The organism is Haladaptatus ordinarius (assembly GCF_054177595.1).
The window spans coordinates 1-21,908 of the sequence record NZ_JBPEHH010000050.1; the positions used below are offsets into that span (position 1 = coordinate 1).

General features: G+C 61.4%; 26 protein-coding genes and 1 pseudogene. 10 read left to right on the forward strand and 17 right to left on the reverse strand.

Annotated features, from left to right (window positions below; translation table 11 throughout):
* Positions 1–113, forward strand: a pseudogene (locus ACR3FF_RS16785) (IS1595-like element ISHti5 family transposase); the annotation flags it as partial.
* A 205-nt stretch (positions 114–318) separates the two neighbouring features.
* On the opposite strand, the gene ACR3FF_RS16790 reads toward ACR3FF_RS16785, so the two are convergent.
* Positions 319–852, reverse strand: a complete 534-nt coding sequence (locus tag ACR3FF_RS16790) for an inorganic diphosphatase (protein ID WP_458189242.1) — start codon at positions 850–852, stop codon at positions 319–321.
* A gap of 215 nt (positions 853–1,067) precedes the next feature.
* Between ACR3FF_RS16790 and ACR3FF_RS16795 the strand changes: the two genes are divergently transcribed.
* Positions 1,068–1,424 (forward strand): PadR family transcriptional regulator, encoded by a 357-nt coding sequence (locus tag ACR3FF_RS16795; RefSeq protein ID WP_458189243.1) that lies wholly within the window; start codon positions 1,068–1,070, stop codon positions 1,422–1,424.
* Here ACR3FF_RS16795 and ACR3FF_RS16800 read toward each other — a convergent pair.
* Positions 1,405–1,950, reverse strand: coding sequence for a DUF7108 family protein (locus tag ACR3FF_RS16800; RefSeq protein WP_458189245.1), 546 nt, complete (start codon positions 1,948–1,950; stop codon positions 1,405–1,407). The genes ACR3FF_RS16795 and ACR3FF_RS16800 overlap by 20 nt on opposite strands.
* Complete coding sequence (gene rnhA / locus ACR3FF_RS16805) at positions 1,943–2,536, reverse strand: ribonuclease HI (protein WP_458189246.1); 594 nt, start codon at positions 2,534–2,536, stop codon at positions 1,943–1,945. The genes ACR3FF_RS16800 and rnhA overlap by 8 nt, the downstream gene beginning before the upstream one ends.
* 128 nt (positions 2,537–2,664) lie before the next feature.
* Here rnhA and ACR3FF_RS16810 point away from each other — a divergent pair, with 128 nt between their 5' ends.
* Both ACR3FF_RS16810 and nreA read left to right on the forward strand, forming a co-directional pair.
* Positions 2,665–3,630, forward strand: a complete 966-nt coding sequence (locus tag ACR3FF_RS16810) for a transcription initiation factor IIB (protein ID WP_458189247.1) — start codon at positions 2,665–2,667, stop codon at positions 3,628–3,630.
* Positions 3,631–3,753: 123 nt separating this feature from the next.
* The gene (gene nreA, locus ACR3FF_RS16815) at positions 3,754–5,013 is read left to right on the forward strand and encodes a DNA repair protein NreA (protein ID WP_458189248.1); all 1,260 of its coding nucleotides are present in this window, start codon (positions 3,754–3,756) and stop codon (positions 5,011–5,013) included.
* A 41-nt stretch (positions 5,014–5,054) separates the two neighbouring features.
* Here the strand turns inward: nreA and corA are convergent, their stop codons facing one another.
* The 7 genes from corA to ACR3FF_RS16850 all read right to left on the reverse strand — a co-directional run bounded on the left by corA (position 5,055) and on the right by ACR3FF_RS16850 (position 9,818).
* On the reverse strand, positions 5,055–6,035 hold the full coding sequence (corA, locus tag ACR3FF_RS16820; protein ID WP_458189249.1) for a magnesium/cobalt transporter CorA: 981 nt from the start codon (positions 6,033–6,035) through the stop codon (positions 5,055–5,057).
* Entirely contained in the window at positions 6,032–6,199 is a 168-nt protein-coding gene (locus ACR3FF_RS16825; RefSeq protein WP_458189250.1) for a hypothetical protein, read from the reverse strand. The genes corA and ACR3FF_RS16825 overlap by 4 nt, the downstream gene beginning before the upstream one ends.
* Before the next feature lie 40 nt (positions 6,200–6,239).
* A complete protein-coding gene (locus ACR3FF_RS16830; RefSeq protein ID WP_458189251.1) occupies positions 6,240–6,875 on the reverse strand; it encodes a DUF6517 family protein in 636 nt (211 codons plus the stop codon).
* A 79-nt stretch (positions 6,876–6,954) separates the two neighbouring features.
* Complete coding sequence (gene cysS / locus ACR3FF_RS16835; RefSeq protein ID WP_458189252.1) at positions 6,955–8,439, reverse strand: cysteine--tRNA ligase; 1,485 nt, start codon at positions 8,437–8,439, stop codon at positions 6,955–6,957.
* A 42-nt stretch (positions 8,440–8,481) separates the two neighbouring features.
* The gene (locus tag ACR3FF_RS16840) at positions 8,482–8,976 is read right to left on the reverse strand and encodes a DUF7523 family protein (protein ID WP_458189253.1); all 495 of its coding nucleotides are present in this window, start codon (positions 8,974–8,976) and stop codon (positions 8,482–8,484) included.
* 72 nt (positions 8,977–9,048) lie between these two features.
* Complete coding sequence (locus tag ACR3FF_RS16845) at positions 9,049–9,600, reverse strand: DUF7524 family protein (RefSeq protein ID WP_458189254.1); 552 nt, start codon at positions 9,598–9,600, stop codon at positions 9,049–9,051.
* A 32-nt stretch (positions 9,601–9,632) separates the two neighbouring features.
* On the reverse strand, positions 9,633–9,818 hold the full coding sequence (locus tag ACR3FF_RS16850; protein ID WP_458189255.1) for a methytransferase partner Trm112: 186 nt from the start codon (positions 9,816–9,818) through the stop codon (positions 9,633–9,635).
* A 195-nt stretch (positions 9,819–10,013) separates the two neighbouring features.
* On the opposite strand from ACR3FF_RS16850, the gene ACR3FF_RS16855 reads away from it, so the two are divergent.
* On the forward strand, positions 10,014–10,430 hold the full coding sequence (locus ACR3FF_RS16855) for an EamA family transporter (RefSeq protein ID WP_458189256.1): 417 nt from the start codon (positions 10,014–10,016) through the stop codon (positions 10,428–10,430).
* A 29-nt stretch (positions 10,431–10,459) separates the two neighbouring features.
* On the opposite strand, the gene ACR3FF_RS16860 is transcribed toward ACR3FF_RS16855, so the two are convergent.
* On the reverse strand, positions 10,460–11,824 hold the full coding sequence (locus ACR3FF_RS16860; protein WP_458189257.1) for an adenylosuccinate synthase: 1,365 nt from the start codon (positions 11,822–11,824) through the stop codon (positions 10,460–10,462).
* Between the two features lie 231 nt (positions 11,825–12,055).
* Between ACR3FF_RS16860 and ACR3FF_RS16865 the strand changes: the two genes are divergently transcribed.
* Complete coding sequence (locus ACR3FF_RS16865) at positions 12,056–12,361, forward strand: hypothetical protein (protein WP_458189258.1); 306 nt, start codon at positions 12,056–12,058, stop codon at positions 12,359–12,361.
* Here ACR3FF_RS16865 and ACR3FF_RS16870 read toward each other — a convergent pair.
* From ACR3FF_RS16870 to ACR3FF_RS16885, 4 genes are all read right to left on the reverse strand, one after another.
* On the reverse strand, positions 12,358–14,280 hold the full coding sequence (locus ACR3FF_RS16870) for a DUF7527 domain-containing protein (protein WP_458189259.1): 1,923 nt from the start codon (positions 14,278–14,280) through the stop codon (positions 12,358–12,360). The two genes, ACR3FF_RS16865 and ACR3FF_RS16870, sit on opposite strands and share 4 nt — an antisense overlap.
* A gap of 201 nt (positions 14,281–14,481) precedes the next feature.
* The gene (locus ACR3FF_RS16875) at positions 14,482–14,760 is read right to left on the reverse strand and encodes a UPF0058 family protein (RefSeq protein ID WP_458189261.1); all 279 of its coding nucleotides are present in this window, start codon (positions 14,758–14,760) and stop codon (positions 14,482–14,484) included.
* Between the two features lie 68 nt (positions 14,761–14,828).
* The gene (locus ACR3FF_RS16880; RefSeq protein ID WP_458189262.1) at positions 14,829–15,044 is read right to left on the reverse strand and encodes a ribbon-helix-helix domain-containing protein; all 216 of its coding nucleotides are present in this window, start codon (positions 15,042–15,044) and stop codon (positions 14,829–14,831) included.
* Between the two features lie 180 nt (positions 15,045–15,224).
* A complete protein-coding gene (locus ACR3FF_RS16885; RefSeq protein WP_458189282.1) occupies positions 15,225–15,470 on the reverse strand; it encodes a hypothetical protein in 246 nt (81 codons plus the stop codon).
* Positions 15,471–15,677: 207 nt separating this feature from the next.
* On the opposite strand from ACR3FF_RS16885, the gene ACR3FF_RS16890 reads away from it, so the two are divergent.
* From ACR3FF_RS16890 to menD, 3 genes are read left to right on the forward strand one after another with little or no spacing between them, the layout of a single operon-like run.
* Positions 15,678–16,274, forward strand: a complete 597-nt coding sequence (locus ACR3FF_RS16890) for a sulfite oxidase-like oxidoreductase (protein WP_458189263.1) — start codon at positions 15,678–15,680, stop codon at positions 16,272–16,274.
* Positions 16,275–16,307: 33 nt separating this feature from the next.
* Positions 16,308–17,636 (forward strand): isochorismate synthase, encoded by a 1,329-nt coding sequence (locus tag ACR3FF_RS16895; protein ID WP_458189265.1) that lies wholly within the window; start codon positions 16,308–16,310, stop codon positions 17,634–17,636.
* Positions 17,633–19,387, forward strand: coding sequence for a 2-succinyl-5-enolpyruvyl-6-hydroxy-3-cyclohexene-1-carboxylic-acid synthase (gene menD / locus ACR3FF_RS16900; RefSeq protein WP_458189267.1), 1,755 nt, complete (start codon positions 17,633–17,635; stop codon positions 19,385–19,387). The genes ACR3FF_RS16895 and menD overlap by 4 nt, the downstream gene beginning before the upstream one ends.
* Positions 19,388–19,464: 77 nt before the next feature.
* Here menD and ACR3FF_RS16905 read toward each other — a convergent pair whose 3' ends face one another.
* Positions 19,465–19,731 carry a hypothetical protein gene (locus tag ACR3FF_RS16905; protein ID WP_458189268.1) on the reverse strand — a complete coding sequence of 89 codons (267 nt, stop codon included), beginning with the start codon at positions 19,729–19,731 and terminating at the stop codon, positions 19,465–19,467.
* Positions 19,732–19,922: 191 nt separating this feature from the next.
* Here ACR3FF_RS16905 and ACR3FF_RS16910 point away from each other — a divergent pair, with 191 nt between their 5' ends.
* Positions 19,923–21,116 (forward strand): RNA-guided endonuclease InsQ/TnpB family protein, encoded by a 1,194-nt coding sequence (locus ACR3FF_RS16910; protein WP_458189269.1) that lies wholly within the window; start codon positions 19,923–19,925, stop codon positions 21,114–21,116.
* Between the two features lie 8 nt (positions 21,117–21,124).
* Here ACR3FF_RS16910 and ACR3FF_RS16915 read toward each other — a convergent pair whose 3' ends face one another.
* Positions 21,125–21,823 (reverse strand): tripartite tricarboxylate transporter permease, encoded by a 699-nt coding sequence (locus tag ACR3FF_RS16915; protein ID WP_458189270.1) that lies wholly within the window; start codon positions 21,821–21,823, stop codon positions 21,125–21,127.
* Between the last annotated feature and the right edge of the window lie 85 nt (positions 21,824–21,908).

Sequence of the window (21,908 nt, forward strand, 5' to 3'; positions counted from 1 at the left end):
GGTTCCGAGGCGTCTCAAAACACCACTTACAGGGCTATCTAAACTTCTTGGGCTGGATCCTCAACACCGACGACTGGTTCGAGCAGATCCTAAGTACTGACTTCTACAGATGAGCGTTCGACGATAAAACCGGAGGGCATTGATATTCCATAGCTTTGTCCAGTAGTAAATAATTACGGATGGATTACTATATCAGTTATAAGTGATGTGGTCCGGGTGGCGGCGTGTTACGTCTCTCGTAGACCTACAGACGGTGGTTCAACAGCAGAAAAGTTTCGTTGATTCCGTCGCTACCAGACAGGTTCGCCCGATAGACAGCTATCCGAAATGTTCGTCGTACAGATTCTGTGCGTGTTCGATAGCGTCGAGTGACGCCTGTTTGTCCTCCCAGCCCAGAGTTTCGACTTCCTTGCCCGCTTCGAGGTTCTTGTAGGTCTGGAAGAATTCGTCGATTTCGTCTTTCTGCTGTTGGGTGACGTCGTCGATGTCCTCGATGTGGTCGAAACGCGGGTCTTCGATGGGGACGGCGATGACCTTGTCGTCCTGTTCGCCGTCGTCGTCCATCTTCATGAGTCCGACCGGGCGGACTTCGATGACACAGCCGGGGAACGTCGAGTCTTCGACGAGCACGAGCACGTCGAAGGGGTCTTCGTCGTCGTAGTACGACTGCGGGATGAACCCGTAGTCACCGGGGTAGTGGACGTTACTGTGAAGGACGCGGTCCAACATCACGCCGGGGATGTCCTTGTCGTATTCGTATTTGTTTCGGTCGCCTTTGAGACACTCGACGACTGCGTAGATTTCCTCGGGAGCGTTCGGCCCCGTTTCGAGGTCTTCCCAGAGATTCGTCATGGGTCACCTGCGAATCGACGGGAAGACCAAAAAGGCCTTTCGGCATCGTTGCAAACCATCCATCTGTACCCGTTCGCCAACACCTCAGCCGCTACACACCTCCGTAATCACGGTATTGCGCACGGGTATCAAAATCGAACGAAAACGGAGAGAAACACCAAGAAACTTGCGAAGGGTTAAATATCCCGGTTACATATCTGGTCGTGTCAAAGCCAATGTCAGAGGCACAAACACTCGCCGAAAGTAGTACCGCTCGTGACTTAACTGCATTCCAGCGCAACATCCTCATCGTCCTCACCGAGGAGCCGATGTACGGACTCGCCATCAAGCGCGAACTGGAGGACTTCTACGACGCAGAAGTGAACCACGGTCGCCTGTATCCCAACCTCGACACGCTGGTCGAGCGCGGACTGGTCAAGAAGAGCGAACTCGACAAGCGTACCAACGAGTACGGACTCACACAACAGGGGCTCGACGCCGTCGAAGATTCGCTGGCGTGGTCACTCTCGAAGTTCGTCACGAACGAAGAACGTGCGGAGCAGGTACGTTCGCTCATCGAGAAACACAGCTAACTGACTCGAACACGAGTTCGAGAGATTTCTCGACGACTTTCTTTTGCTGGTCTGTCGGCCAGGCGTTCCGTTTGAAATACTCCGTACAGAACTCGGTGACTTCGTCCTCGGTCGCAGTCTCGACGCGCCGGGCGTAGTGGTTGCTCATGAAGTCGGCGAACGCCGAGGCGTTCGCGCCGTGAACGTCACCGTGTTCCTCACGGACCGTTCGTGCGACGGCACGGTTGTGGTCGTCTATCTCGTCCCAATCGTCCGGGTCGCCGGCACCGTCGAGTGGTATCTCGACGGCACGTTCCGTGTCTTCGATTCGTTCGACTCGAATCGTCCCGTCTTCGACCCACTCGCCCGGGTGGAGGACGAGCACGGTACGGACGTCCTCCTCGCGGATACGCGCGGTGAAATCGTGTTCCGCGAGCAGTCGCTCGCGTTCCGCGCGGTAGGCCTCGGCTTCGTCCTCGCGGGCAGCGCGCGCGAGGTGTGTCAGTCGCTCCGCCTCTTCGACGGTCTGGGGTGGCAGGTCAGCCATCGTCTAACGCCTCGTTTGCGAGTTTGTCGGCGCGTTCGTTTACCTCTCGCGGAACGTGCTTGAGCGACCAGCTGTCGAACTCGTCGAGGAGTTCGCGCACCCGCACCCGCCGTTCGCGCAGTTCGGGGTCGTTCGTCTTCCACGCGCCGGTCACCTGTTTGACGATGAGTTGGGAGTCGCCTTTCACGTCGACGGTGTCGAACCCGTAGTCGGTGGCGGTTTCGAGCGCTTCGACGAGCGCTTCGTACTCGGCCTGATTGTTGGTCGCCCGTCCGATTCGCTTGCCACCCTCTGCAGCGATGCCGTCGCTGGTGACGATGACCCACCCGGTAGCCGCGGGGCCGGGATTCCCGCGACAGGCACCGTCGAAGTAGACGTAGGCGTGACCGGCCGCGTCGGACAGCAGTGATTCGATATCCTGAGGGTTCGAACCCTGTATCACGACCTTGTCGTCGTACGCGATGGCGATGGCGTCGCCGCGCTTCGCTCGCCAGTGTTCGTACTCGGTTTTCCCCTCCGAGACGATGACGCCGGCGCTGGCGAGCGCCTCGCGCGCTTCGTCCACGTCACACTCGATGATTGGCATTGTCGGCACTCGTCTGTGTGTGAGTAAACAGGTTCCGGTACGGCTGACGGGTGTGCTACCGGTTGTCAGATATATATAGCTATTGCCCGAGGATATAAGTACCTCGAAGCTACTACTATAAAAGTGCGATGACACGGTCCACTCGCCAGCGGGAGCGCCAATTAGAAGGGGAGCAAACGGCGAACGAACGAGAGGGAGAGCGGTCTTGTCCTGAATGTGGGTCTGAAAATCTGGTCAAGAGTACCGACCGGGCAGAACTGGTCTGTGACGACTGTGGGTTAGTCGTCGAGGAAGAACAGATCGACCCCGGCCCGGAGTGGCGTGCGTTCAACCACCAGGAACGCCAGCAGAAATCTCGCGTGGGCGCGCCCACGACGCAGACGATGCACGACAAAGGCTTGACGACGACCATCGACTGGAAGGACAAAGACGCCTACGGTCGGTCTATTTCTTCCAAAAAGCGCAGTCAGATGCACCGACTGCGCAAGTGGCAAGAACGCATTCGGACGAAGGACGCGGGCGAACGAAATCTGCAGTTCGCCCTCTCCGAAATCGACCGGATGGCGTCTGCACTCGGTGTTCCCCGGTCCGTCCGCGAAGTTGCCTCGGTCATCTACCGCCGAGCACTCAAAGAAGATTTGATTCGCGGGCGTTCCATCGAAGGCGTCGCAACGAGCGCACTCTACGCCGCCTGTCGAAAGGAGGGGATTCCACGAAGTCTCGAAGAGATTTCGGAGGTATCTCGCGTAGAGCGAAAAGAAATCGGACGAACGTATCGATACATCTCACAGGAACTCGGCCTCGAGATGAAACCCGTCGACCCGAAAAAATACGTCCCTCGGTTCTGTTCTGAACTCGAACTCAGCGAAGAAGTCCAGTCGAAAGCAAACGACATCATCGAAACGACCGCCGAAGAAGGGTTGCTCTCGGGCAAATCACCGACGGGCTACGCCGCCGCCGCGATTTACGCCGCGTCGCTTCTCTGCAACGAGAAAAAGACACAGCGCGAAGTCGCAGACGTCGCCCAGGTGACCGAGGTCACCATCCGCAATCGGTATCAAGAACAGATCGAAGCGATGGGAATCCACAGCTAGGTCGGCTTCCTTTTTTGCACTCACCGTCGAGCGGCTGCTATCGCAACTCACGACTGCGGTCTGTCTCCGTCGGCCGGTGGCGTGACCGAACGTTCAAGCCACCCGCGACCCTACGGTCTGCGAATGCGGTTGGACGAGTACATCGACGACCTGCGACCCGACGAGGACGAGCGTCGACGCCGCCTCGCCGAGGAAAAATCCTACGAAATCTTGGATTACGTAGACGACTTCGAGGACCGTTTCTCGGAGGTGGCACAGGGCGATTCCCTGTTCGGGAGCACCTCACCCTCGGTGTTCGTCGGGCGGTCGTCGTACCCAAACGTCTCGACCGGTATCCTCTCGCCGGTCGGGGAAGAAGAGCGCGCATCCGAGTTCGCCACCAGCGGCGACTGGTATCGGCGCGGACTCGACATCGACAACGTCCTCCAGTATCGAACCGGCCTGTTGAACTCGAATCGCTCCGCGAAAGTGAACGTCGACGACGTGTGGGACGGGTTCGTCGGCGTCCAGCGCGAGATCGCCATCGCCGACCGCCCGGTGGACGTGGAGATCGGCCTCTCGGAGAAACTCGACCTGGAGGTGAACGTCGACGACGTCACGACGCCGACCGGCCCCTCGGCACGGGCGGATTCGGCGTCGCTCGCGGAGAATCCCCACGTCCCCCGCCCCGTAAAGAAGACGCTCGAAGACGACGACTGGCAGGCACAAGGCGCGATGAACTACCTCTACCGCCGGGGATTCGACGTCTACGACATCAACAACATCCTCTCGGCGGGGGCGCTCGGTCGAGGGCAGAATCGGAAACTCGTCCCGACGCGCTGGTCGATAACGGCCGTCGACGACACCATCGGGCAGTATCTCCGGGGGCGCATCCGAAACGCGCCGAGCATCGACGAGACTCAGGTGTGGGTCAACGAGTACATGGGCAACCGCTACTGGGTCGTCCTCGCGCCGGGCCAGTGGGAGTTCGAACTCGTGGAGATGAAAGCGCCGGGGAGCATCTGGAACCCATCCCCGACGGGAGACATCTGGATGGGAAGCGCCCACGAGGGATACGAGGGGCGAACGAAGTACGTCGAGGAGACGGCGGGTGCGTACTACGCCTCGCGTCTCGGCGTGCTCGAACATCTAGAAAGCGTCGGTCGACAGGCGAAAGCCCTCGTCTTACGCGAGGTGAGCGACGACTACTGGGCACCCGTCGGCGTCTGGCAGGTGCGCGAGAGCGTCCGCAACGCGTTCGACGGTGAGTTCGGCGAATCCGAGTCGTTTCACGCCGCAGTGCGAAACATCGTTCCCGAACTGCCGATATCGATGACCGCACTCCGGCGAAAATCCGAGATGGTCTCGGGCGTGCAGGCGAACCTCTCTGATTTCGGACTGTAGCAGAAAGACGATCCTCGCGCTCGTCTTCGTCCTCGGACGACCTACAGCCAGCCCGATTCCCGAAAGTACACCACGAGAATCCCCGTCACGAGCGCCATCCCCACCATCACGGCGGGGTAGCCGTACGCCCACTCGAACTCGGGGGCGTTGTACGGACTCCCGCGGAAGTTCATCCCGTACAGGCCGACGACGAACGTCAGCGGGAGAACGATGGTCGCGACCACCGTGAGCTTCTTCATCACCTCGTTGGTCGAGACGGAAAGCGAGTTGAGATAGATGTCGCGCGCACCGCTGGCCAGTTCGCGGTACGTCTCGGTCAGGTCGACGAGCTGGACGAGGTGGTCGTACACGTCGCGGAAGTATTTCTCCGTCTCGGGATGGACCTGGTCGGGGTCGCCACGCGCGAGATAGCCCAGCGCCTCGCGCGTCGGCCACGCGAGTTTCCTGAACGAGAGGAGTTCGCGGCGAACGTTGTTGATAGATTCTAGCGTCTCGATGCTCGTGTCGGTGATGACGGCGTCTTCGACCGCCTCTATCTGGTCTTCGATTCGGTTGAGGACGGAAAAGTAGTCGTCGACGATGCCATCACAGATGCGGTAGGCAGTGAAATCCACCCCCCGTCCGAGAATGCGCCGGTCACCGTCCACGGCGGCCTGCCAGACGTGTTCGACGGCACCGAGGCGATGTTCCGAGAGCGTGACGAGCCAGTCGTCCCCGACGAACAGTCCGACCGGTTCCACTCGAATCTCCTCTCGAAACGTCGTGTCGCCGCGAACGAGCTCTGCCGTCTTGAGCAACACGAACGTGTACCCTTCGAATTCTTCCGTCTTCGGTCGTACCTCGTTGCGGATGTCTTCGATTGAGAGCTGGTGGATGTCGAATCGCTCCGCCACCCGGTCGAGTTCGGCAGGGGTCGCGTCGCTCGCGCGAACCCACACCTGCCCCGGTCGCGAGCGGGCGGTTTCGATGTCGGTGCTCGTCTCGACCGTTCCCTCGCCGAACGAGAGTGCTTCGACGGTCATCGCCGTTCCTCCGACGAGACGCCGCCGATGGTGACGAGTGTGATTCCGACCATGATTCCCGTGATAGAGAACGCCCGACCCGGATACGGTTGGGCCACGCCGACCAGATAACCCACCAGACCGAGGACCGTCACCACGAGACCGATGTTACGAGTGCGGCGCATACGGTTCGTACTGAGAGCGGGGAGAAAAAACGTCGTCCGATCACTCTTCGTGTTCGATACCCTCGATGAGTCGATAGACGTTCTCCGACTCGTCTATCTTCTCCGGATAGACCGCCAGCACGACGACGATGTCGTCACCGTGTTCCACCTGAGCGACGTGGACGTTCACGTCGACGCTCACGCCGTTCGTCTTCGCCGTTCCGGTGAACTTCGAGACCTCGGTTTCCGAGCCGAGCATCGTCACGTTGTTCGACCCGACTCGCTGGACGTCGCGGATGTTGGCGTACCCGGCGACGAACTTCTCGACCATCTTCTTGTCGCTGTAGCGGGCCAGCGGGTTGAATTTCTGCTCGAAGACTTCGACCTTCGGACTGCTGAGGACGACGAACTTCGAGACCGTCCCCTCGGCGACACCCGGAACGCCGGCCGACTTCTCGTACTGTGCGACCCAGTTCGTCACCTCGACGTCGCGTGACTGCCCCGCGGCTTCGAACGTCTGTTTGACCGTCTTCTGCTTGACGTCTGCCGTTTCGTAGCCCGTATCCGAGACCGTCTTCTCGTCGACGGTCGCCTTGTTCGCGCTGAACGCGAGGCTATCACCGAGGATGACCCCGAGACAGCCACTTGTGAGTACGAGGACTACTAACACTGCACTCGTGGCTAGTTTCCGTTCCATTATAGAAATCCGGTACTCAGTGACGTAGTATAAACCCGACGACTCTCGAAACCGAGACGGAATCCGCGATCAGACGCCGCTATGGCAGTTTGAACGACGGGCCGGAATCGGTATCCTGCACCTCGACGCCGAGCGCCTGCAGGTCGTCTCGGAGGGCGTCGGCGCGCTCGTAGTTCCCCGCCTCTCGTTCCCGTTCACGCAGGTCGAGGACGAGTTCGACGAGGTCTTCCGCGAGTCGCACGTCGCCACCCGTCTCGTCGCCGAGGGTGAATCCGAGGACGCCGCCGCCGAGTTCTTCGAACGTCTCCACCGCTCGCCGCAGACCGTCGTAATCGTACTCTTCGTGGTCGTCGACGTGACGGTTGACCGCGGTCACGAGGTCTAAGAGGGCAGCCAGCGCCCGCCGCGTGTTGAAGTCGTCGTTCATCGCGGCCTCGAAGTCGGCGGTCGTCTCGTCGACTGCCCCGCGCAGGTCGTCGTCGTCGACCTTCGTTCGGGCGTCCGGACCGTCGAGTGCGTCGAGTGCGCGGTCGTAGCCGCCCGACAGTCGTTCCCAGCGGTCGACCGCCTCGCTCACCGTCTCGTCGCTGTAGGTCTGGGGGTTGGCGTACGACGTCGAGAGGAGGAACATCCGGACCGCGTTCGCGCCGAGCTCCGCCACCGAATCCCGGACGGTGAAGAAGTTCTGCAGGCTCGAACTCATCTTCTCGCCCCCGGTTTCGAGGAGCCGGACGTGGAGCCAGTACCGGGCGAACTGGTGGCCGGTCGCGGCTTCGCTCTGGGCCACCTCGTTTTCGTGGTGGGGGAAGACGAGATCCTGGCCCCCGACGTGGATGTCGATGGTCTCGCCGAGGTGTTTCATGCTCATCGCCGAGCACTCGATGTGCCACCCCGGTCGTCCCTCACCCCACGGCGACTCCCACGTCTGGCCGGTGGGGTGGGAGACGGCGTAGTCGGTGTCCGGGTGACGGTGGTCTTCGAGCGCGTCTTCGCTCACGCCGTCTGCCTTCCAGAGTGCGAAGTCGGCCGGATTGCGTTTGTCCGAGCGGTCCTCGTCGCCCTGCGATTCCATCTCGTCGACCTTCTGGTTCGAGAGTTTGCCGTAGTCGTCGAACGTCGTCACGTCGAAGTAGACCGACCCGTTCGATTCGTAGGCGTAGCCCTTCTCTATTAGCGTCTCGATGAGGTCGATTATCTCCGGGACGTGTTCGCTGACGCGGGGATACACCTCCGCCCGTTTCAGGTTCAGGTCGCGCATGTCGCGGATGACGTGCGTGATGAACGTTCGAGCGACCTCGGCTTCGTCGTCGCCGAGGTCGTCTTCGCCTACCCGTGCCACGATTTTCTCGTTGACGTCGGTGAAGTTCTCGACGTGGTGGACGTCGTAGCCGAGGTGTTCCAGCCAGCGGTGCATGACGTCGGTGTGTACCCACCCGCGCGCGTGACCGAGGTGCGGGTCGTCCGAGACGGTCAACCCGCAGTAGTAGAGCAGCACGGAATCGGGGTCGCCCGGTTCGAACGGTTCCCGCTCTCCCGTGAGCGTGTTCGTTACGGAGAGTGGCATGCAGAAGGGTACTGTCAGCACGCGTTTTAAATCGTCGGAAAGCTACTGTCCGTCGAGTTCTGGCACCGAATCGAGTGCGTCTTCGACTGCCCGCACTGCGTTCGCACCGTCCCGGCGTTCGACGACCACGACGAGCGAATCGGCGATGGCGGCCGCGACGACGTCGATTTCTGCCGTCGAGAGCCGTGCGAGGACGTGCGAGAGTGCCGCGGCGTCCACCTCTCCGGTGGCGACGACCGCCGTGAGCGACCCGGAATCGGGCGAGAACCCGGTCTCGCCGACGACGAGCAGCGGGTCGTCGTCCGATTCGCCGAGACCGCTCTGCATGGCGACCCGAGCGTTCCGCGCGTCTGTTCGATAGTCCGGCACTTCGTCGGCGAATCGGTTCAACGCCGTCGCAATCGCGTCGGTGTCGTCGCCGACCTCCTCGGCGAGAAATCGAGCGGCGGCGGTGTAGTTCACCACTCCCGCACGGAGCGCGGTCGCGAGGAACGGTCGCCGCCGAACCGCCGCACGGGTGGCTGCAGCGAGTGACATTGTCGGTCAGCACGCACAGAACCACAAAAAGGAATGCGGTTGTCGGGGGCGGGAACGCTGATGCGACCCGAACTACTGCGTGAGGAAGAACGCCGCGACGCCCAGTCCGGCCAGAATCACCAGCGCACCGAACACTGCGACGACACCGTCGACGATGGCTCCGACGGCGATGACGAGGATGAGGGCGAACGCAGCGAGGACGAGGAGTGGTGCGTTCTTCAGCAGTTCCGACGAGTCGGGTTCGGGGTCGACGTTGCGGCGCTGGGGTTTCGAGAGTTTCTCGTCTACCGGAATCGAGTCCTCCTCGTCGTCGGGTTCGGCGATAGACACGTCCACGTAGGTACTCTCTGCGCCGTACCCCGTGGCGACTTTCAGTTTCCCACGCGCGGGGCCGCCGTGAACCGTGACCGTTACGTGTTCAGTCGTCCCCGCTTCGACGTAGTGGTTGGTCGCCTCGAGCGAGGCGACCTCGGAGAGTTCGTCGTCCAGATGGACGTAGGTGTGCACCGGCGCACCGTGATTTTCGAGTGCGATGGTGAACGAATCGTCAGTTTCGAACGACGTTGCTACGTCGATGTCGTGTAACCCCTCGCGGTTGATGTGGATCGGCAGCGTCCCCGGCACGGTTCTCTCTTAGGATTACTACAGTATAATGTTCAGGCCTCGCGCATGTCCGGCGGGAGGAGGTTCGGAATTCCGTCCTCGATAGGATAGCGCTCGCCACACTCGGTGCAGGTCAGACTTCCTTGCAGAACCTCTTCGCCGTCTTCCTGTTTGACATCGAGCTCGAGTTCCTGTTTGTCCAGCGGACAACAGATGATGTCCATCAGGGATTTCTTCATGACAGGGTGGACGAAGGGGTGGGGCAAAAGCGTGACGGGTTCGGCGACGCGAATCTCTTCTTTCCGGTTTCAGGTGCGGTCGATGGCCCGCTATTCGTTCCACCGTGGCTGGTCAGTCGCATTGTCGTGGCGGTACGCGTTCGATCAGGTTCCGCTTTCGAAACGCCTCTCACCCCTCGGCCGAAACCGCCCGGTATGAACTACGTCGGGTGGGCCATCGTCGCCCTCGTTGGGTACACTGCACTGCCGCCGCTCGTGAGCATCGCCACGCAGGAGATACCGGATACGGTGGCCGCGCTGGTAGCGAACGGGATGCTCGTCCTCGCCGCGCTCGCCGTCACGGTGTACGAGGGTGAACAGATCGTTCCACACCTCACTGGCGACAAGGCCCCCTTCATGTATCTCGCGGGCGTGTTCCTCGCCATCGGCATCCTCGCGTACTATCGTGCGCTCGCGACCGGGCCGGTGAGCGTCGTCGTCCCCATCTTCGGCCTGTTCATCGCCACGAGTTCGATACTCGGAATCGCGTTTCTGGACGAACCCCTCACCGCACGGAAGGTCACAGGAATCGGGTTCGCGCTGCTCGCGATCTATCTGACGGCGATGGAATGAGAAGAGAAGACGGGCTGAGAGTGGTGCGTCTACTCGAACGGGTCGGTCAGGGTGACGGTTTCCTCTCTGCCCGGGCCGACGCCGACGGCGTAGATGGGCGTGTCGAGTTCGTCGCTGACGTATTCGAGATAGGTCCGGGCGTTCTCGGGAATCGCGTCGTAGCCTTCGTCTACGACCTCGCTCCAGTCGACTTCGGGCCACCCTTCGAACGTCCGGTAGTTCGGTTCACAGCGACCCCAGCGTTCGGTCGTGGCCGGGATCGTGAATGCCTCCTCGCCGTCCAGCTGGTAGCTGTGGCCGACTTTCACTGCTTCGATACCCGCGAGCACGTCGATGTGGTTGACGGCGAGACCGGTGAAGCCGCTCACGCGTGCGGCGTGGCGGAGCATCGGCATGTCCAGCCATCCGACCCGGCGCGGCCGACCGGTGACGGTGCCGTATTCGCCGCCCTCCTCGCGGATGTACTCGGCGAGTTTCTCGTTTTCGCCACTCCCCTGTTCGTCGTAGTCGGGCGTGTCACCGACGACGCCACCGAGTTCGGTCGGAAGGGGTCCACTCCCGACACGCGTGAGGTAGGCTTTCACGATGCCGATGATCTCACCGCCACCGACGATGCCGGGGCTGAGGCCGGTTCCCGTGGCGGCTCCACCTGCGGTCGGGTTCGAGGAGGTGACGTAGGGGTAGTTTCCGTGGTCGATATCGATGAGGGTGCCCTGTGCACCCTCGAACATCACTCCGTCGCCGTCGTCGAGGGAAGCGGCGAGGAACTCCCCGGCCTCGACGGTCATGTTCTCCTCTTTCATGCGCTCGCCGTAGCGCTTGTACTCCTCGTAGAGCGCGTCGACGTCGAACGCTTCGTCGGTCTCGATGCCGAACACGTTCTCGGCCAGCGCGCGCTTTTGCGGGACGACGTACTCCAGCTTCTCGCGGAGGATGTCAGGGTCGAGCAGGTCGCCGATTCGGATGCCCCGACGACCTGCCTTGTCCTCGTAGGTCGGACCGATTCCCCGGCCCGTCGTTCCCACTTTGATGTTCGAATCGCTCTTGGCTTCCTCTTCGATTCCGTCCAGTACGCGGTGATACGGGAGGATGACGTGTGCTCTGCGCGCGAGTCGAACGTCCGGTTCGAGGCCACGCTCGCGGAGCGTGTCGATCTCCTCGAAGAGCGTCTCCGGATTGACGACACAGCCATTGCCGAGCACGCCGACTTTGCCGCGGACGGCTCCGCTCGGAACGAGCGAAAGTTTGTATTCGGTGCCATCGTGAACGACGGTGTGGCCTGCGTTGTCGCCGCCTTGATAGCGCACGACGACGTCGGCGGCGTCTCCGTATAGGTCGACGACGCCGCCTTTCCCCTCGTCTCCGAGTTGGGAACCGACGATAGTTACGGTCATACCGGCGGTGGATTGTCCCGCACCTCGTAAACCGATTACGGTCTCCGGAGCGAGATGATACACGAACGTGTATATAATTTGGTGTGGGATGGCCTGATTCGACACTTCCGGGGATACTATCGCGGCCGAGCCGCAAGTGTTAACTAGCCCCACTGGAAACTTCAGTACGACACTTTTCGGGACGGCTGGACAACAACCTTTAAAAGGCTCAAAGACAAGTTAACACATGCCATGATAGACCGACTTGAGAAGGAAGTCGATATGCTAGAACGCCATTTACAGGTTCTGAAGATGGTCATCGAAAACGAACCGATCGGCATCGTGAAGATGTCGAACGAGACGGGGTACCCACATCACAAAGTTCGATACTCCCTTCGCGTCCTCGAAGAGGAGAATCTCATCTCGCCCTCCAACCAAGGTGCGATTACGACCGAGCGAACCGAAGAGTTTGTCGCCGAGCTCGACGAGAAACTCACCGAGATCACCGACAAACTCGACACCATGAAGATCGGTGAGAAAGCAGAAGCCGAAAGCTAGAGTTCTGGAACCGTCAAGTAGAATTCGCCGTTACGCGACTCGACGAGACACAGATGGTATCCTCGTTTTCGAGATAGCTTGACGAAACTCGCTCGTTTTTCCCGCGTCAGCAACCCGCCACTGGTCGCTTCTTCGGTCGTCTCCAGTGCCGCAGGCTCGAAGAAGCTCTTCGTGACCTGAAAGGCCGCGCTGAGTTCGTCGTTCGCGGCGGCGACCTCCGTCGAGTCGTCCACGAGCGACCCCAGCATCTCGCCGGTCGCCGGGTCGCGCGAGTCGTTGATGTTCGCCACGACGAGGGGATTGCCCATCCTGTCGCGCAGGATGACGTCGAACGCCAACTCCAGTTCTTCGCCCGCCTCGTCCACTGCGGTCACCATCCCGTGGAGTTCGGCCCGGTCTATCTCCTGAATCGCATCGAAGAGGTCTCTCATCCCACGTTGATGATCGGTCTCTAGAATCTCGTAGAGCAGGCCGGTGACGAGCCACGAGACGAACTGGTACTCCATCGACCCGTGGAGGAACTGCTCGTACTCCCGTCCTTCGACCGCGACGCCATCGGTTTCGAACTGCGTGTGGTGTTCGAGTTTCAGATTCGACTCGACCGTTTCGCGCTCGGCTTCACCCGCCGCTGCGTCGGCCAGCGTTCCCTTCCCCTTCGACCCGTACCGGACGAACAGATTCGTCCCCGTGAGCGCCTCCTGTGGCGTCAGTTGCCGTTCTGCGAACGCGCCAGGGCTGCTCTCTCGGAGCGTTTCGAGTTCGGACTGGAGTCGTTCGACCTCCGCTTGCAGTTGGTTGCGTTCCTGTCGGAGTTCGTCGCGCTCGGTCTCCGCGGTGGCGAGTTCCGTCTGTAGCGTCTCGATTTTCTTCGCGCGCGCGGCGAGTCCGGCTTCGAGTTCGTTCACCCGTTCGGACGAGCCACGTTCCTGTGTCTGTTGCTGTGGGGGTCGGCGTGCCGTTTGACGCTGCTTGACATTCGTCTCACGCGATTTCGACGAACTGCTCTTGTCCGGGTCGAGAGACGGAATCGACGTCGTCTCTCGCCACTGTTTTTCGTCGGAGAGGGGGTCCGACGCCGGTGGGTCGCTCGCCTCGCTATCGCCGGTGGTCGCCCGTGCCGACTGCGTGCTCGCTTCCGAAGGCTGGTCCTGTGGTGGTCGCTGATTCGCCGTCGACGTCGGTCGTCGTGTCGTCTCCTGCCCGGACTCGGCCGGCGACTGGGCGTCCGCGGGTGATTCGGCCGACTCCGATTCGGGCACCGACGACGCCTCCGGTTTCGGTTCTGGTTCCGGTTTGGGTTCGCTCTCCGTCTCGTCCGACGGTTCCGGTTCGGCGACAGGCGTCGGTTCCGGCTCGCTCGACGATTCTGCCGGCGTCTCGGGTTCCGGAATGTCCACGATGTCGACGTCTGCGGCGACGACTTCGTAGATTCCGACTTCGTCGTTCGCCCGTTCGAACGCTTCGTCACCGGTGATGAGCTGTTCGCTCTCGCCGACGTACGCGACGCTCATCGAGCGTCCTGCGTGATAGACGACGTAATAGTCCCCGCTCAAGACGTTCTCGCTGAGTTCGACGTAGCCGGTGAAGTTCTTGCCCGCGAGGGTGTCGCTCCCTTCGGCGAGTGGCGTATCGTTCGTGTAGTATTTCGCCTGCGTCTTCCCACCGCGTTCTTGCATACTGAACAACAGCGGAAGCGAGGGATGTGGTGACTCGAACAGCGTCCCGTTCGAACTCTCGAAATCGTCGAGTTCGCCGCCGAACACGCCGACGGCGCGGCCGTTCAGCATGAGCAACCACGTGCCGCTTGCTCGGACGGCGCCGGAAAACTCGGTGTCGGCGAGGTCGTGGAGCGTCTCAAATCCGCCGGAGAATGGGCGAGAATCCCAATCGGTTATCTTCTCGACTGTGCGCGCATCCATATTACGTCAAAACGGTAACCTCGTCAAATACTTTCGGGTTGGCGTGATACGTCCGTCAGACGTTTTCGATCAGTTACCTATAAGTAATCTGCTACGTCGAAACCCCGCTCGACCGCGGTTCAGTGTGCGGGTGTCGTCAGGTCGGCTACCGAATTCGTGTGGTTCAGGAGGGTGAGATGTACGACGTATCGGTACCGAAAATCAGATCTTGCTCTCGGCGTCGTCGGCGAGTTCTTCCATCCGCTTGCCGATTCGCCCGGCCTCGCTGAACTCGTCTTCACTCATCACGGTGGCCAGCGAGTTTCCGAGGACGAAGACGGCGTGTTTGTGCTCGCTCTTCGACTTGTGGACGTGTGAGGGGTCAACGTCGAGCTGGTCGTAGGCGTCGAACGACCCGTCGGGGATATCTTCTTGCTCTCGGAAGTACTCCATAATCGTCACCATCTGTTCGTGAAGCTCGAGAAGGTCGTCTTTATGCATGGTGGCGGATTAGTAATTGGTCGATTTAAGCATTTCTGAGAACTATTCACACATGAGCGCGAGTAGTGTTAGAAGACGTACTCGTCTTCGTGGCCCATCATCCCCTCGTCCTCCATACCCGGTTCCCGGTCGTCGTCCATCGGGCCGCTCGTCTTGTAAGCTTTGAGACCGGTTGCGAGCAGGTCCTCGATGGCTTCCTCGCGGTTGACGAACTCCCCCTGGTCAACCAACTGGGCAATTTGCATCTCGAGGTGCTCCGGGACGGTTATCTCTACCTTTGGCATTGGAACAGTTGCACGCTTCGGGAGGGGTGTTCTTAAGTCTGACGGGTAGATAGTACGAGGGTTACGAACGAGAGTTATTTATTTCGAAAAAATCTTTCCAATAATTCCCTTACTGAGCAGTCATTCGTGAATTAGCTCCCGGCTCCAGTGTCGAAGAAACGAAAAGGTGTCTATTCGCCGTCAGCGGTTGCCGAACATCTGGTCGAGCGATTCGACGATGCTACTCGGCTTCAGCGATTGGAGCCGCTGTTCCATCCGCTTTTGGTTGAAATAGCTAGCGAACGCAAGAATGGTCGGCGGCCAGAGGCCGATGAACAGGCCGCGTTCTCGATTCCCTCTGATGAAAAACTGGTGCCACGCGAGGAGCACCGAAACGGCAGACGCCAGTATCGCCACGTCTCGCGTGGACTCCTCTGCCGCCTCCATCGCCGGTTTTTCTCGCATTTTCGTTCGTTGTTCTGTCTCGGACATGCGTCAACCGATTACGTCACGCCGCCCTTTGTTATTCAGTCGCTACTCGTCAGTGTCGTCGATAGATACCGTGATACGACGATTACTCGCTTTCAAGCCCTCGTTTCCACGTCACGAACCGCAGTCGATACGCCTACGGTTTCGCCACACTAGCCTTCGACCATGAGCACCAGAGACGTGACACACCTCCACCAGGAGTTCGACGGTGAGCGGTTGCCGCCGGGCCAACGCGAGACGAGCAAGTTCCCCGTCCTCTCGAAAGGGAATACGCCGGAATGGGACCCCGAGACGTGGACGTTTTCGGTCACGGGCGCTGTCGAGAACGAACTCTCGTTCACGTGGGACGAGTTTCGTGACCTGCCAAGCGAGACGCAGCGACAGGACTTTCACTGTGTCACCGGGTGGAGTAAGTTCGACTGCGAGTTCACGGGCGTCACCTTCCCCACCCTCGCCGAGCGTGCGGGCGTTGACGACGACGCCGTCCACGTCATGTTCTCCGCCCTCGACGGCTACACGACCAATCTCCCGCTGTCCGAGTGTCTGCGCGAGGAGGTCGTGTTCGCGTGGGCGTACGACGGCGAACCGCTCGCACGCGAACACGGCGGCCCGCTTCGGGTACTCACGCCCCACAAGTACGCCTACAAAGGTGCGAAATGGGTCGACGGGGTTGAGTTCCTCACCGAACCGGAACGCGGCTACTGGGAGCGAAGGGGTTATTCTAACACGGCTAATCCGTGGAACGAGGAGCGATATAGTTAGGCTGAAGGGTTATGCCTCCTGAGTAGTCTTTCAATGGCACCGCACCGTGACGGTCAACTATCGGCAGGTGCGCCCCTCGTCACTCGAACCTGCCGAATACCCGACATTTCGTTTCGCTCGTTTCTCGCCGAACGGTCGGCACCACGAATCTACTGGACGACCCCCGAGGGCCTCGAAATCGCGGCAAGTGGGGCTGTCACCCGCATCACCGCGGAGGGCCCACAGCGATTCGACGACGTTCGCGCGCGAGCGAACGACCTCTTCGCGTCGGAGTGTATCGCTGGCGGCCCGACGGCGACCCGGCCGCGTCTCTTCGGTGGGTTCTCGTTTCACGCCGAACACGAATCGAAGCCACCGTGGGACGGGTTTCGTGGTGCGGAGTTCGTCCTCCCGCGCTTCCAGTTGACGCGAACGGAGTCCGACACGTGGCTCACCGTCTCGGCCAGAGACGTCTCACCCGACGAGGTCGACGAGACGTTGGCAGACGTTCGAGCTGAGATGGAGTCACTACCGCAGATGCGCCCCACTGCCGACTCCCCTGGCGTCGAAACGACGCGCCACACGACGCCACGCGAGACGTGGTGCACGCAGGTTCGACGAGCGACCGAGCAGATTCGGGACGGGACGCTAGAAAAAGTCGTCCTCGCGACTGCCCTCGAGGTCGAACTGTCCGAACCGGTCTCCGTCCCGGACACCCTCGAACGGCTTCGAACCTCCTACCCCGAGTGCTATCGGTTCCTCGTCCAGCCTCGCTCGTCCGGTGGCTTCTTCGGCGCGCCGCCCGAACGACTCGTCTCGCTTCGCGGGAAAACAGTCGAAACAGAGGCGCTCGCCGGGTCGGTCGGTCGCGGTGACACACCCGAGGAGGACGACGAACTCGCGAAGAGATTGGCGGACAGCGAGAAGGTCCGCGAGGAACACGACCTGGTCACCGAGACGATTCGAGCCGGTCTCGAACCCCTGGCATCCTCGGTGGTGGTCGGTGACCGACGGCTCAAACGACTCTCGAACATCCAGCACCTTCAGACACCGATTTCAGCAGAACTCGACGGTGACGAACACGTGCTCTCGGTGGTCGAAGCACTCCATCCGACGCCCGCCGTCGGGGGACTCCCGCCGGAGGAAGCGATGCGAACGATTCGGGAGACGGAGACGTTCGAGCGTGGCTGGTACGCCTCGCCCGTCGGATGGTTCGACGCCAACGGTGACGGCGAGTTTGCCGTCGGCATTCGCTCGGGTGTCGCGTCCGGCAAGCACGTGACCCTGTTCGGCGGGAACGGTATCGTCGCCGACAGCGACCCGGACGCCGAGTGGGAGGAAGTACAGTTGAAGTTCTTGCCGATTCTGGACGAACTTGAATGAGTCATCCGAACAGAAACACCCTCTGGGCCGAGACCATCGTGGCCGAACTGGCCGCCAGCGGGGTCGAGAGCGTCTGTCTCGCTCCGGGCAGTCGCTCGACGCCGTTGACGGTCGCCTTCGCGGGCCACGACGACGTCCACGTCTTCTCGCACCTCGACGAGCGGTCCGCCGCTTTCTTCGCTCTCGGCCGAGCCAAACGTACCGGGCGACCGACGCCGCTCGTCTGTACCTCGGGGACGGCGGCGGCGAACTTCTACCCGGCAATCATCGAGGCGGACAGGGCGCGCGTGCCGATGCTCGTTCTCACGGCCGACCGGCCGCCGGAACTCCGGGACAGTGGTGCGAACCAGACCGTCGACCAGCAGAAACTGTACGGCGACGCCGTTCGGTGGTACGCAGACCTCGCCGAACCCGAGGCCGAACCACGCAAACTCCGCTCCCTTCGGACGACGGCGGCACGGGCAATCGGGACGGCCACGGGGACGCCGGCGGGGCCGGTCCACCTCAACGTCCCGTTCCGAAAACCACTGGAACCGACCGAGGTCCCGGGCGACGTCCCGGCGGATTTCGACGACGACTACTCGCTCGCAGGCGAGGGACGCGACGGCCCCTTCGTTCGGGTGTCGCCGGGCGTGCCGGAACTCGACGCCGAGACGCTCGCCCGAACCGCAGTGGAGGTCGCCGACGCGGAGCGTGGCCTCGTCGTCGTCGGCCCCGCCGACCGTCCGACGCCCGCCCGCGACGTGCTCGGGGACCTGGCAGACGCGACGGGTTTTCCCGTACTCGCGGACTCGTTGTCGGGCCACCGGTTCGGCCACGACCGCGCTATCGTCGGTGGCTACGACTCGTACCTCGTGCCGGACGTGACCGACGACTGGCCCGACCCAGACGTCGTCCTCCGGTTCGGAGCGTCGCCGACTTCGAAAGTGCTCCGGCAGTACTTAGAACGCACAGACGCCCGGCAGTTCGTCGTCGATTCGGCGGGCGGATGGCGCGAGGCGTCGTTCACCGCGACCGAACTCGTCGTCGCCGGCCCGACTCGATTCGCCAGACGGCTCTCGGAGACGCTCGATGCGTCCGCAAACGATGGCTGGACAGGTCGCTTCGAACGCGCCGATGCGTGTCACTGGAACGTCCTCGAAGCGTCCGACGAGCACTTCGAAGGGAACGTTCTCGCGGCCGTCGCGGAACTCCTCCCCGACCCGACGACGCTGTTCGTCTCGAACAGCATGCCGGTCCGGGATTTAGACCGGTTCGGAAAACCCCGACCTGCGGACGTGACGGTGCTCGGCAATCGCGGGGCGAGCGGTATCGACGGTATCGTGAGTACGGCACTCGGGGCCGGCAGTGCGACGGACGACCCGCTGGTGCTCGTGACCGGCGACCTCGCGTACTACCACGACATGAACGGGTTGCTCGCGCTCGAACGCTGTGGCGTCGACGCGACCATCGTGGAGATAAACAACGACGGCGGCGGCATCTTTCACATGCTCCCCATCGAGTCGTTCGACCCGCCATTCACCGACCAGTTCAAGACGCCGCACGGACTCGACTTCGAGCCGACGGGCGACATCTACGGCTTCGAGTTCGACCGCGTGGAATCGCTCTCGGCGTTCCGCGAGCAGTTCCAGACGTCTCTCGATACGCCGGGAACGCAGGTTATCGAAGTGGTCACTGACGCCGAAACGAGCCATCGGACACGGGAGTCGTTACAGAAACGAGTCATCCGAGAACTCACGGACTCGCGGTGAACCCGTCGCAAGCGATACGGGGGCACGGACAGTCGCCGGGTCGATTCGACTCGTTCGCTTGTCTCGACCTGCTTCGTTCAACGCCGCTGGCCGGACCCGTCGTCTCTCCGTCGGTCGTCGTGACCGTCTTCTTCGTCTCGCCGCCGAATCTCCTCACGTAGCTGGGTCACCTCGTCTTTCAGTTCCGCGACGTCGTCTTTCGACGCACTCTCCGTCTTCGACCGTCTGTAGAGCAAGAACAGTCCTCCGAAGATGGTCAGGGGGAGCCCGAACATCAAGATAGCCATGACGAGGATGACGAGGAGTTCTAGACCGCCGGGGACTGGACCGAACAGGGGAATCATGCGAGGATGTTGTCAGTCGACAGGCAAAAGTACCGCGGTCAGCCGCCGAGGGCGAGCGGCCCCATCTTTAAACAGCGAGGGAATCCCGACCTTTAGACCGGGCGGGAATCGCGTAAACTCCACTTCACAACCGCCTCAACCAGCTGGCCAACTCCTATTCTTTTATAATAGTTGGCGCTGTATATGGAACCGTGATTCGACGTACCGTCGTTGTCAAGTTAGCCGTTCCCGACGAACGGCGCGACGACCTCCGCGAAACCACCGAGCGGTTCCGTCAAGCCGCCCAAATGGTCGTGGACCGCGCTTTTGAGCGCAACGAAGACGGATATGTCATTACGTCGAAAACGAAGCTCCACCAAATCACGTATCAGCAGGTCCGCGAAACCACCGACGGGTTGAACGCCGACCTCGTCTGTGCCGCCCGGAACTACGCGGCGGACTCGGTGAAGGGAGTCACATCGGCATGGCAGAACGGGAAGTACGCCACGCAACCCACGTTCACTGCGAACACAGTGGTCTACAACAAGAACGCGGTGACGTACCGCGAAGACCACTGTACGCTTGCGGCGGTCAACGGGCGCGTGAAAGCCGAATACGTCATTCCTTCGGAAGGTGAGAACCCACAGACGACATACCTGCGGAACGACGAGTGGGAGCTTCGGGAATCAACACTTCACTATCGCGATGGCGACTACTACCTTCACGTCGGCGTAGCCAAAGACGACGAGCCGCAGGAAGTCGAGGGCGGGACGGTCCTCGGCGTGAAACCGGTAGCCGCAACATCGACGGGCTGTATGTGGTCCGGCGGATACCTCAACCACCGACGTCGCGAATACGAGAAGGTTCGTGGCTCATTGCAACAGACTGGGACAGAATCGGCTCACCGAACTATCGACGGGATAGGCGACCGGGAAAGTCGATGGGCGGAAGACTACCTACACCGACTATCGAAAGCTCTCGTGCAAGAGGCGATGACGCACGATTGTTCTACAATCGCCTTCGAGGACCTGACCGATATTCGGGACCGTATGCCGGGCGCGAAAGCGTTCCACGCATGGGCATTCAGACGACTCTACGTGTACGTCGAGTACAAAGCCACAGAGTTCGGGATATCGACCACACAGGTAGACCCGGCGTATACGTCCCAACGGTGTTCGAAGTGCGGTCACACTGAACGTGGGAACCGCCCGAAACAGGAGCGGTTCTGTTGTCGGAAGTGCGGCTACGAGGTTCACGCGGACTACAACGCGGCGAAGAACATCGGAATCAAGCATGTCCACGCAGGGCAAAAGTCTCCGCGTGGACGGGCCAACCGTCAACTGGCCCTGAAGTCGGGAACGTTGAACGTGAGCGACGAGTTTTCGTCCGCCGAAGTTTCGGCTTGAACGGGAGTTCACCGACAAGCCCCGGCGTTTACGCCGGGGTAGTTGACCAACACCCCCATCAGGTGAACGCGGCGACATCCGACGCGGGGTGGGAACAGACCGAGTGCAGTGCTGACGAGGAAGATGCCGATGCCGAAGAGGCCTGCGAACAGGAACGACGCGACGACCAACAGAGAGAGCACGCCGAGCGAGAGCACTCGGTAGTCCATCCGCCCGACCGCTCGGAGGTAGCGGTCGCCGAGCGCGAGTACGAGCACGAATCCCACGACGCCAGCGACCGCGACGCTGACGAGCAAGACTGGCACGGTGAGCGGTGCGTTCGTCTCCTGCAGTGCGACCATCACGCCGGTTCGGGGCGTGCCGAGTGCGACTAGTGCGAACAGGGCGAAGATCGTGTTGGCGGTGTTGACGCCGCTCGTCGCCACGACGAACCCGCGTGCGCTGGTGTGCCCCGGCACGAGCGCGAGGGTCGGGACGACGTCGAGAAACGAGTGAACGACCCCTGCGGCCAACATCGCCGCGCCGACGAGTTTCGGTGGGCCGGGCACTGCGGGTGCCACCGACGCGAGCAACAGCGCCAGGTTGTTGACGTGAACTCCCGGCGTCAGCCCGCTCAGCGTGCCGAGTGCGAGGCCACCCAGAATGAACACCAGCGCAATCGCTGTCGTCGCTGGTGCAACTACCAATCGCGTTCTGAACACCTCCATCGAGGCGGAGTGGTCCCGTCTTCCTAGTTAAACGTTAGCCGTCGTCGCCGCTCGACGGTCGCTGTCGCTCTGGACGGTAGTCCGA

What these genes read in the sequence shown, in the direction of transcription:
- ACR3FF_RS16790 (WP_458189242.1), bottom strand. Translation starts at nt 852, where the DNA reads ATGACGAATCTCTGGGAAGACCTCGAAACGGGGCCGAACGCTCCCGAG.
- ACR3FF_RS16795 (WP_458189243.1), top strand. Translation starts at nt 1,068, where the DNA reads ATGTCAGAGGCACAAACACTCGCCGAAAGTAGTACCGCTCGTGACTTA.
- ACR3FF_RS16800 (WP_458189245.1), bottom strand. Translation starts at nt 1,950, where the DNA reads ATGGCTGACCTGCCACCCCAGACCGTCGAAGAGGCGGAGCGACTGACA.
- rnhA (WP_458189246.1), bottom strand. Translation starts at nt 2,536, where the DNA reads ATGCCAATCATCGAGTGTGACGTGGACGAAGCGCGCGAGGCGCTCGCC.
- ACR3FF_RS16810 (WP_458189247.1), top strand. Translation starts at nt 2,665, where the DNA reads ATGACACGGTCCACTCGCCAGCGGGAGCGCCAATTAGAAGGGGAGCAA.
- nreA (WP_458189248.1), top strand. Translation starts at nt 3,754, where the DNA reads ATGCGGTTGGACGAGTACATCGACGACCTGCGACCCGACGAGGACGAG.
- corA (WP_458189249.1), bottom strand. Translation starts at nt 6,035, where the DNA reads ATGACCGTCGAAGCACTCTCGTTCGGCGAGGGAACGGTCGAGACGAGC.
- ACR3FF_RS16825 (WP_458189250.1), bottom strand. Translation starts at nt 6,199, where the DNA reads ATGCGCCGCACTCGTAACATCGGTCTCGTGGTGACGGTCCTCGGTCTG.
- ACR3FF_RS16830 (WP_458189251.1), bottom strand. Translation starts at nt 6,875, where the DNA reads ATGGAACGGAAACTAGCCACGAGTGCAGTGTTAGTAGTCCTCGTACTC.
- cysS (WP_458189252.1), bottom strand. Translation starts at nt 8,439, where the DNA reads ATGCCACTCTCCGTAACGAACACGCTCACGGGAGAGCGGGAACCGTTC.
- ACR3FF_RS16840 (WP_458189253.1), bottom strand. Translation starts at nt 8,976, where the DNA reads ATGTCACTCGCTGCAGCCACCCGTGCGGCGGTTCGGCGGCGACCGTTC.
- ACR3FF_RS16850 (WP_458189255.1), bottom strand. Translation starts at nt 9,818, where the DNA reads ATGAAGAAATCCCTGATGGACATCATCTGTTGTCCGCTGGACAAACAG.
- ACR3FF_RS16855 (WP_458189256.1), top strand. Translation starts at nt 10,014, where the DNA reads ATGAACTACGTCGGGTGGGCCATCGTCGCCCTCGTTGGGTACACTGCA.
- ACR3FF_RS16860 (WP_458189257.1), bottom strand. Translation starts at nt 11,824, where the DNA reads ATGACCGTAACTATCGTCGGTTCCCAACTCGGAGACGAGGGGAAAGGC.
- ACR3FF_RS16865 (WP_458189258.1), top strand. Translation starts at nt 12,056, where the DNA reads ATGATAGACCGACTTGAGAAGGAAGTCGATATGCTAGAACGCCATTTA.
- ACR3FF_RS16870 (WP_458189259.1), bottom strand. Translation starts at nt 14,280, where the DNA reads ATGGATGCGCGCACAGTCGAGAAGATAACCGATTGGGATTCTCGCCCA.
- ACR3FF_RS16875 (WP_458189261.1), bottom strand. Translation starts at nt 14,760, where the DNA reads ATGCATAAAGACGACCTTCTCGAGCTTCACGAACAGATGGTGACGATT.
- ACR3FF_RS16880 (WP_458189262.1), bottom strand. Translation starts at nt 15,044, where the DNA reads ATGCCAAAGGTAGAGATAACCGTCCCGGAGCACCTCGAGATGCAAATT.
- ACR3FF_RS16885 (WP_458189282.1), bottom strand. Translation starts at nt 15,470, where the DNA reads ATGGAGGCGGCAGAGGAGTCCACGCGAGACGTGGCGATACTGGCGTCT.
- ACR3FF_RS16890 (WP_458189263.1), top strand. Translation starts at nt 15,678, where the DNA reads ATGAGCACCAGAGACGTGACACACCTCCACCAGGAGTTCGACGGTGAG.
- ACR3FF_RS16895 (WP_458189265.1), top strand. Translation starts at nt 16,308, where the DNA reads ATGGCACCGCACCGTGACGGTCAACTATCGGCAGGTGCGCCCCTCGTC.
- menD (WP_458189267.1), top strand. Translation starts at nt 17,633, where the DNA reads ATGAGTCATCCGAACAGAAACACCCTCTGGGCCGAGACCATCGTGGCC.
- ACR3FF_RS16905 (WP_458189268.1), bottom strand. Translation starts at nt 19,731, where the DNA reads ATGATTCCCCTGTTCGGTCCAGTCCCCGGCGGTCTAGAACTCCTCGTC.
- ACR3FF_RS16915 (WP_458189270.1), bottom strand. Translation starts at nt 21,823, where the DNA reads ATGGAGGTGTTCAGAACGCGATTGGTAGTTGCACCAGCGACGACAGCG.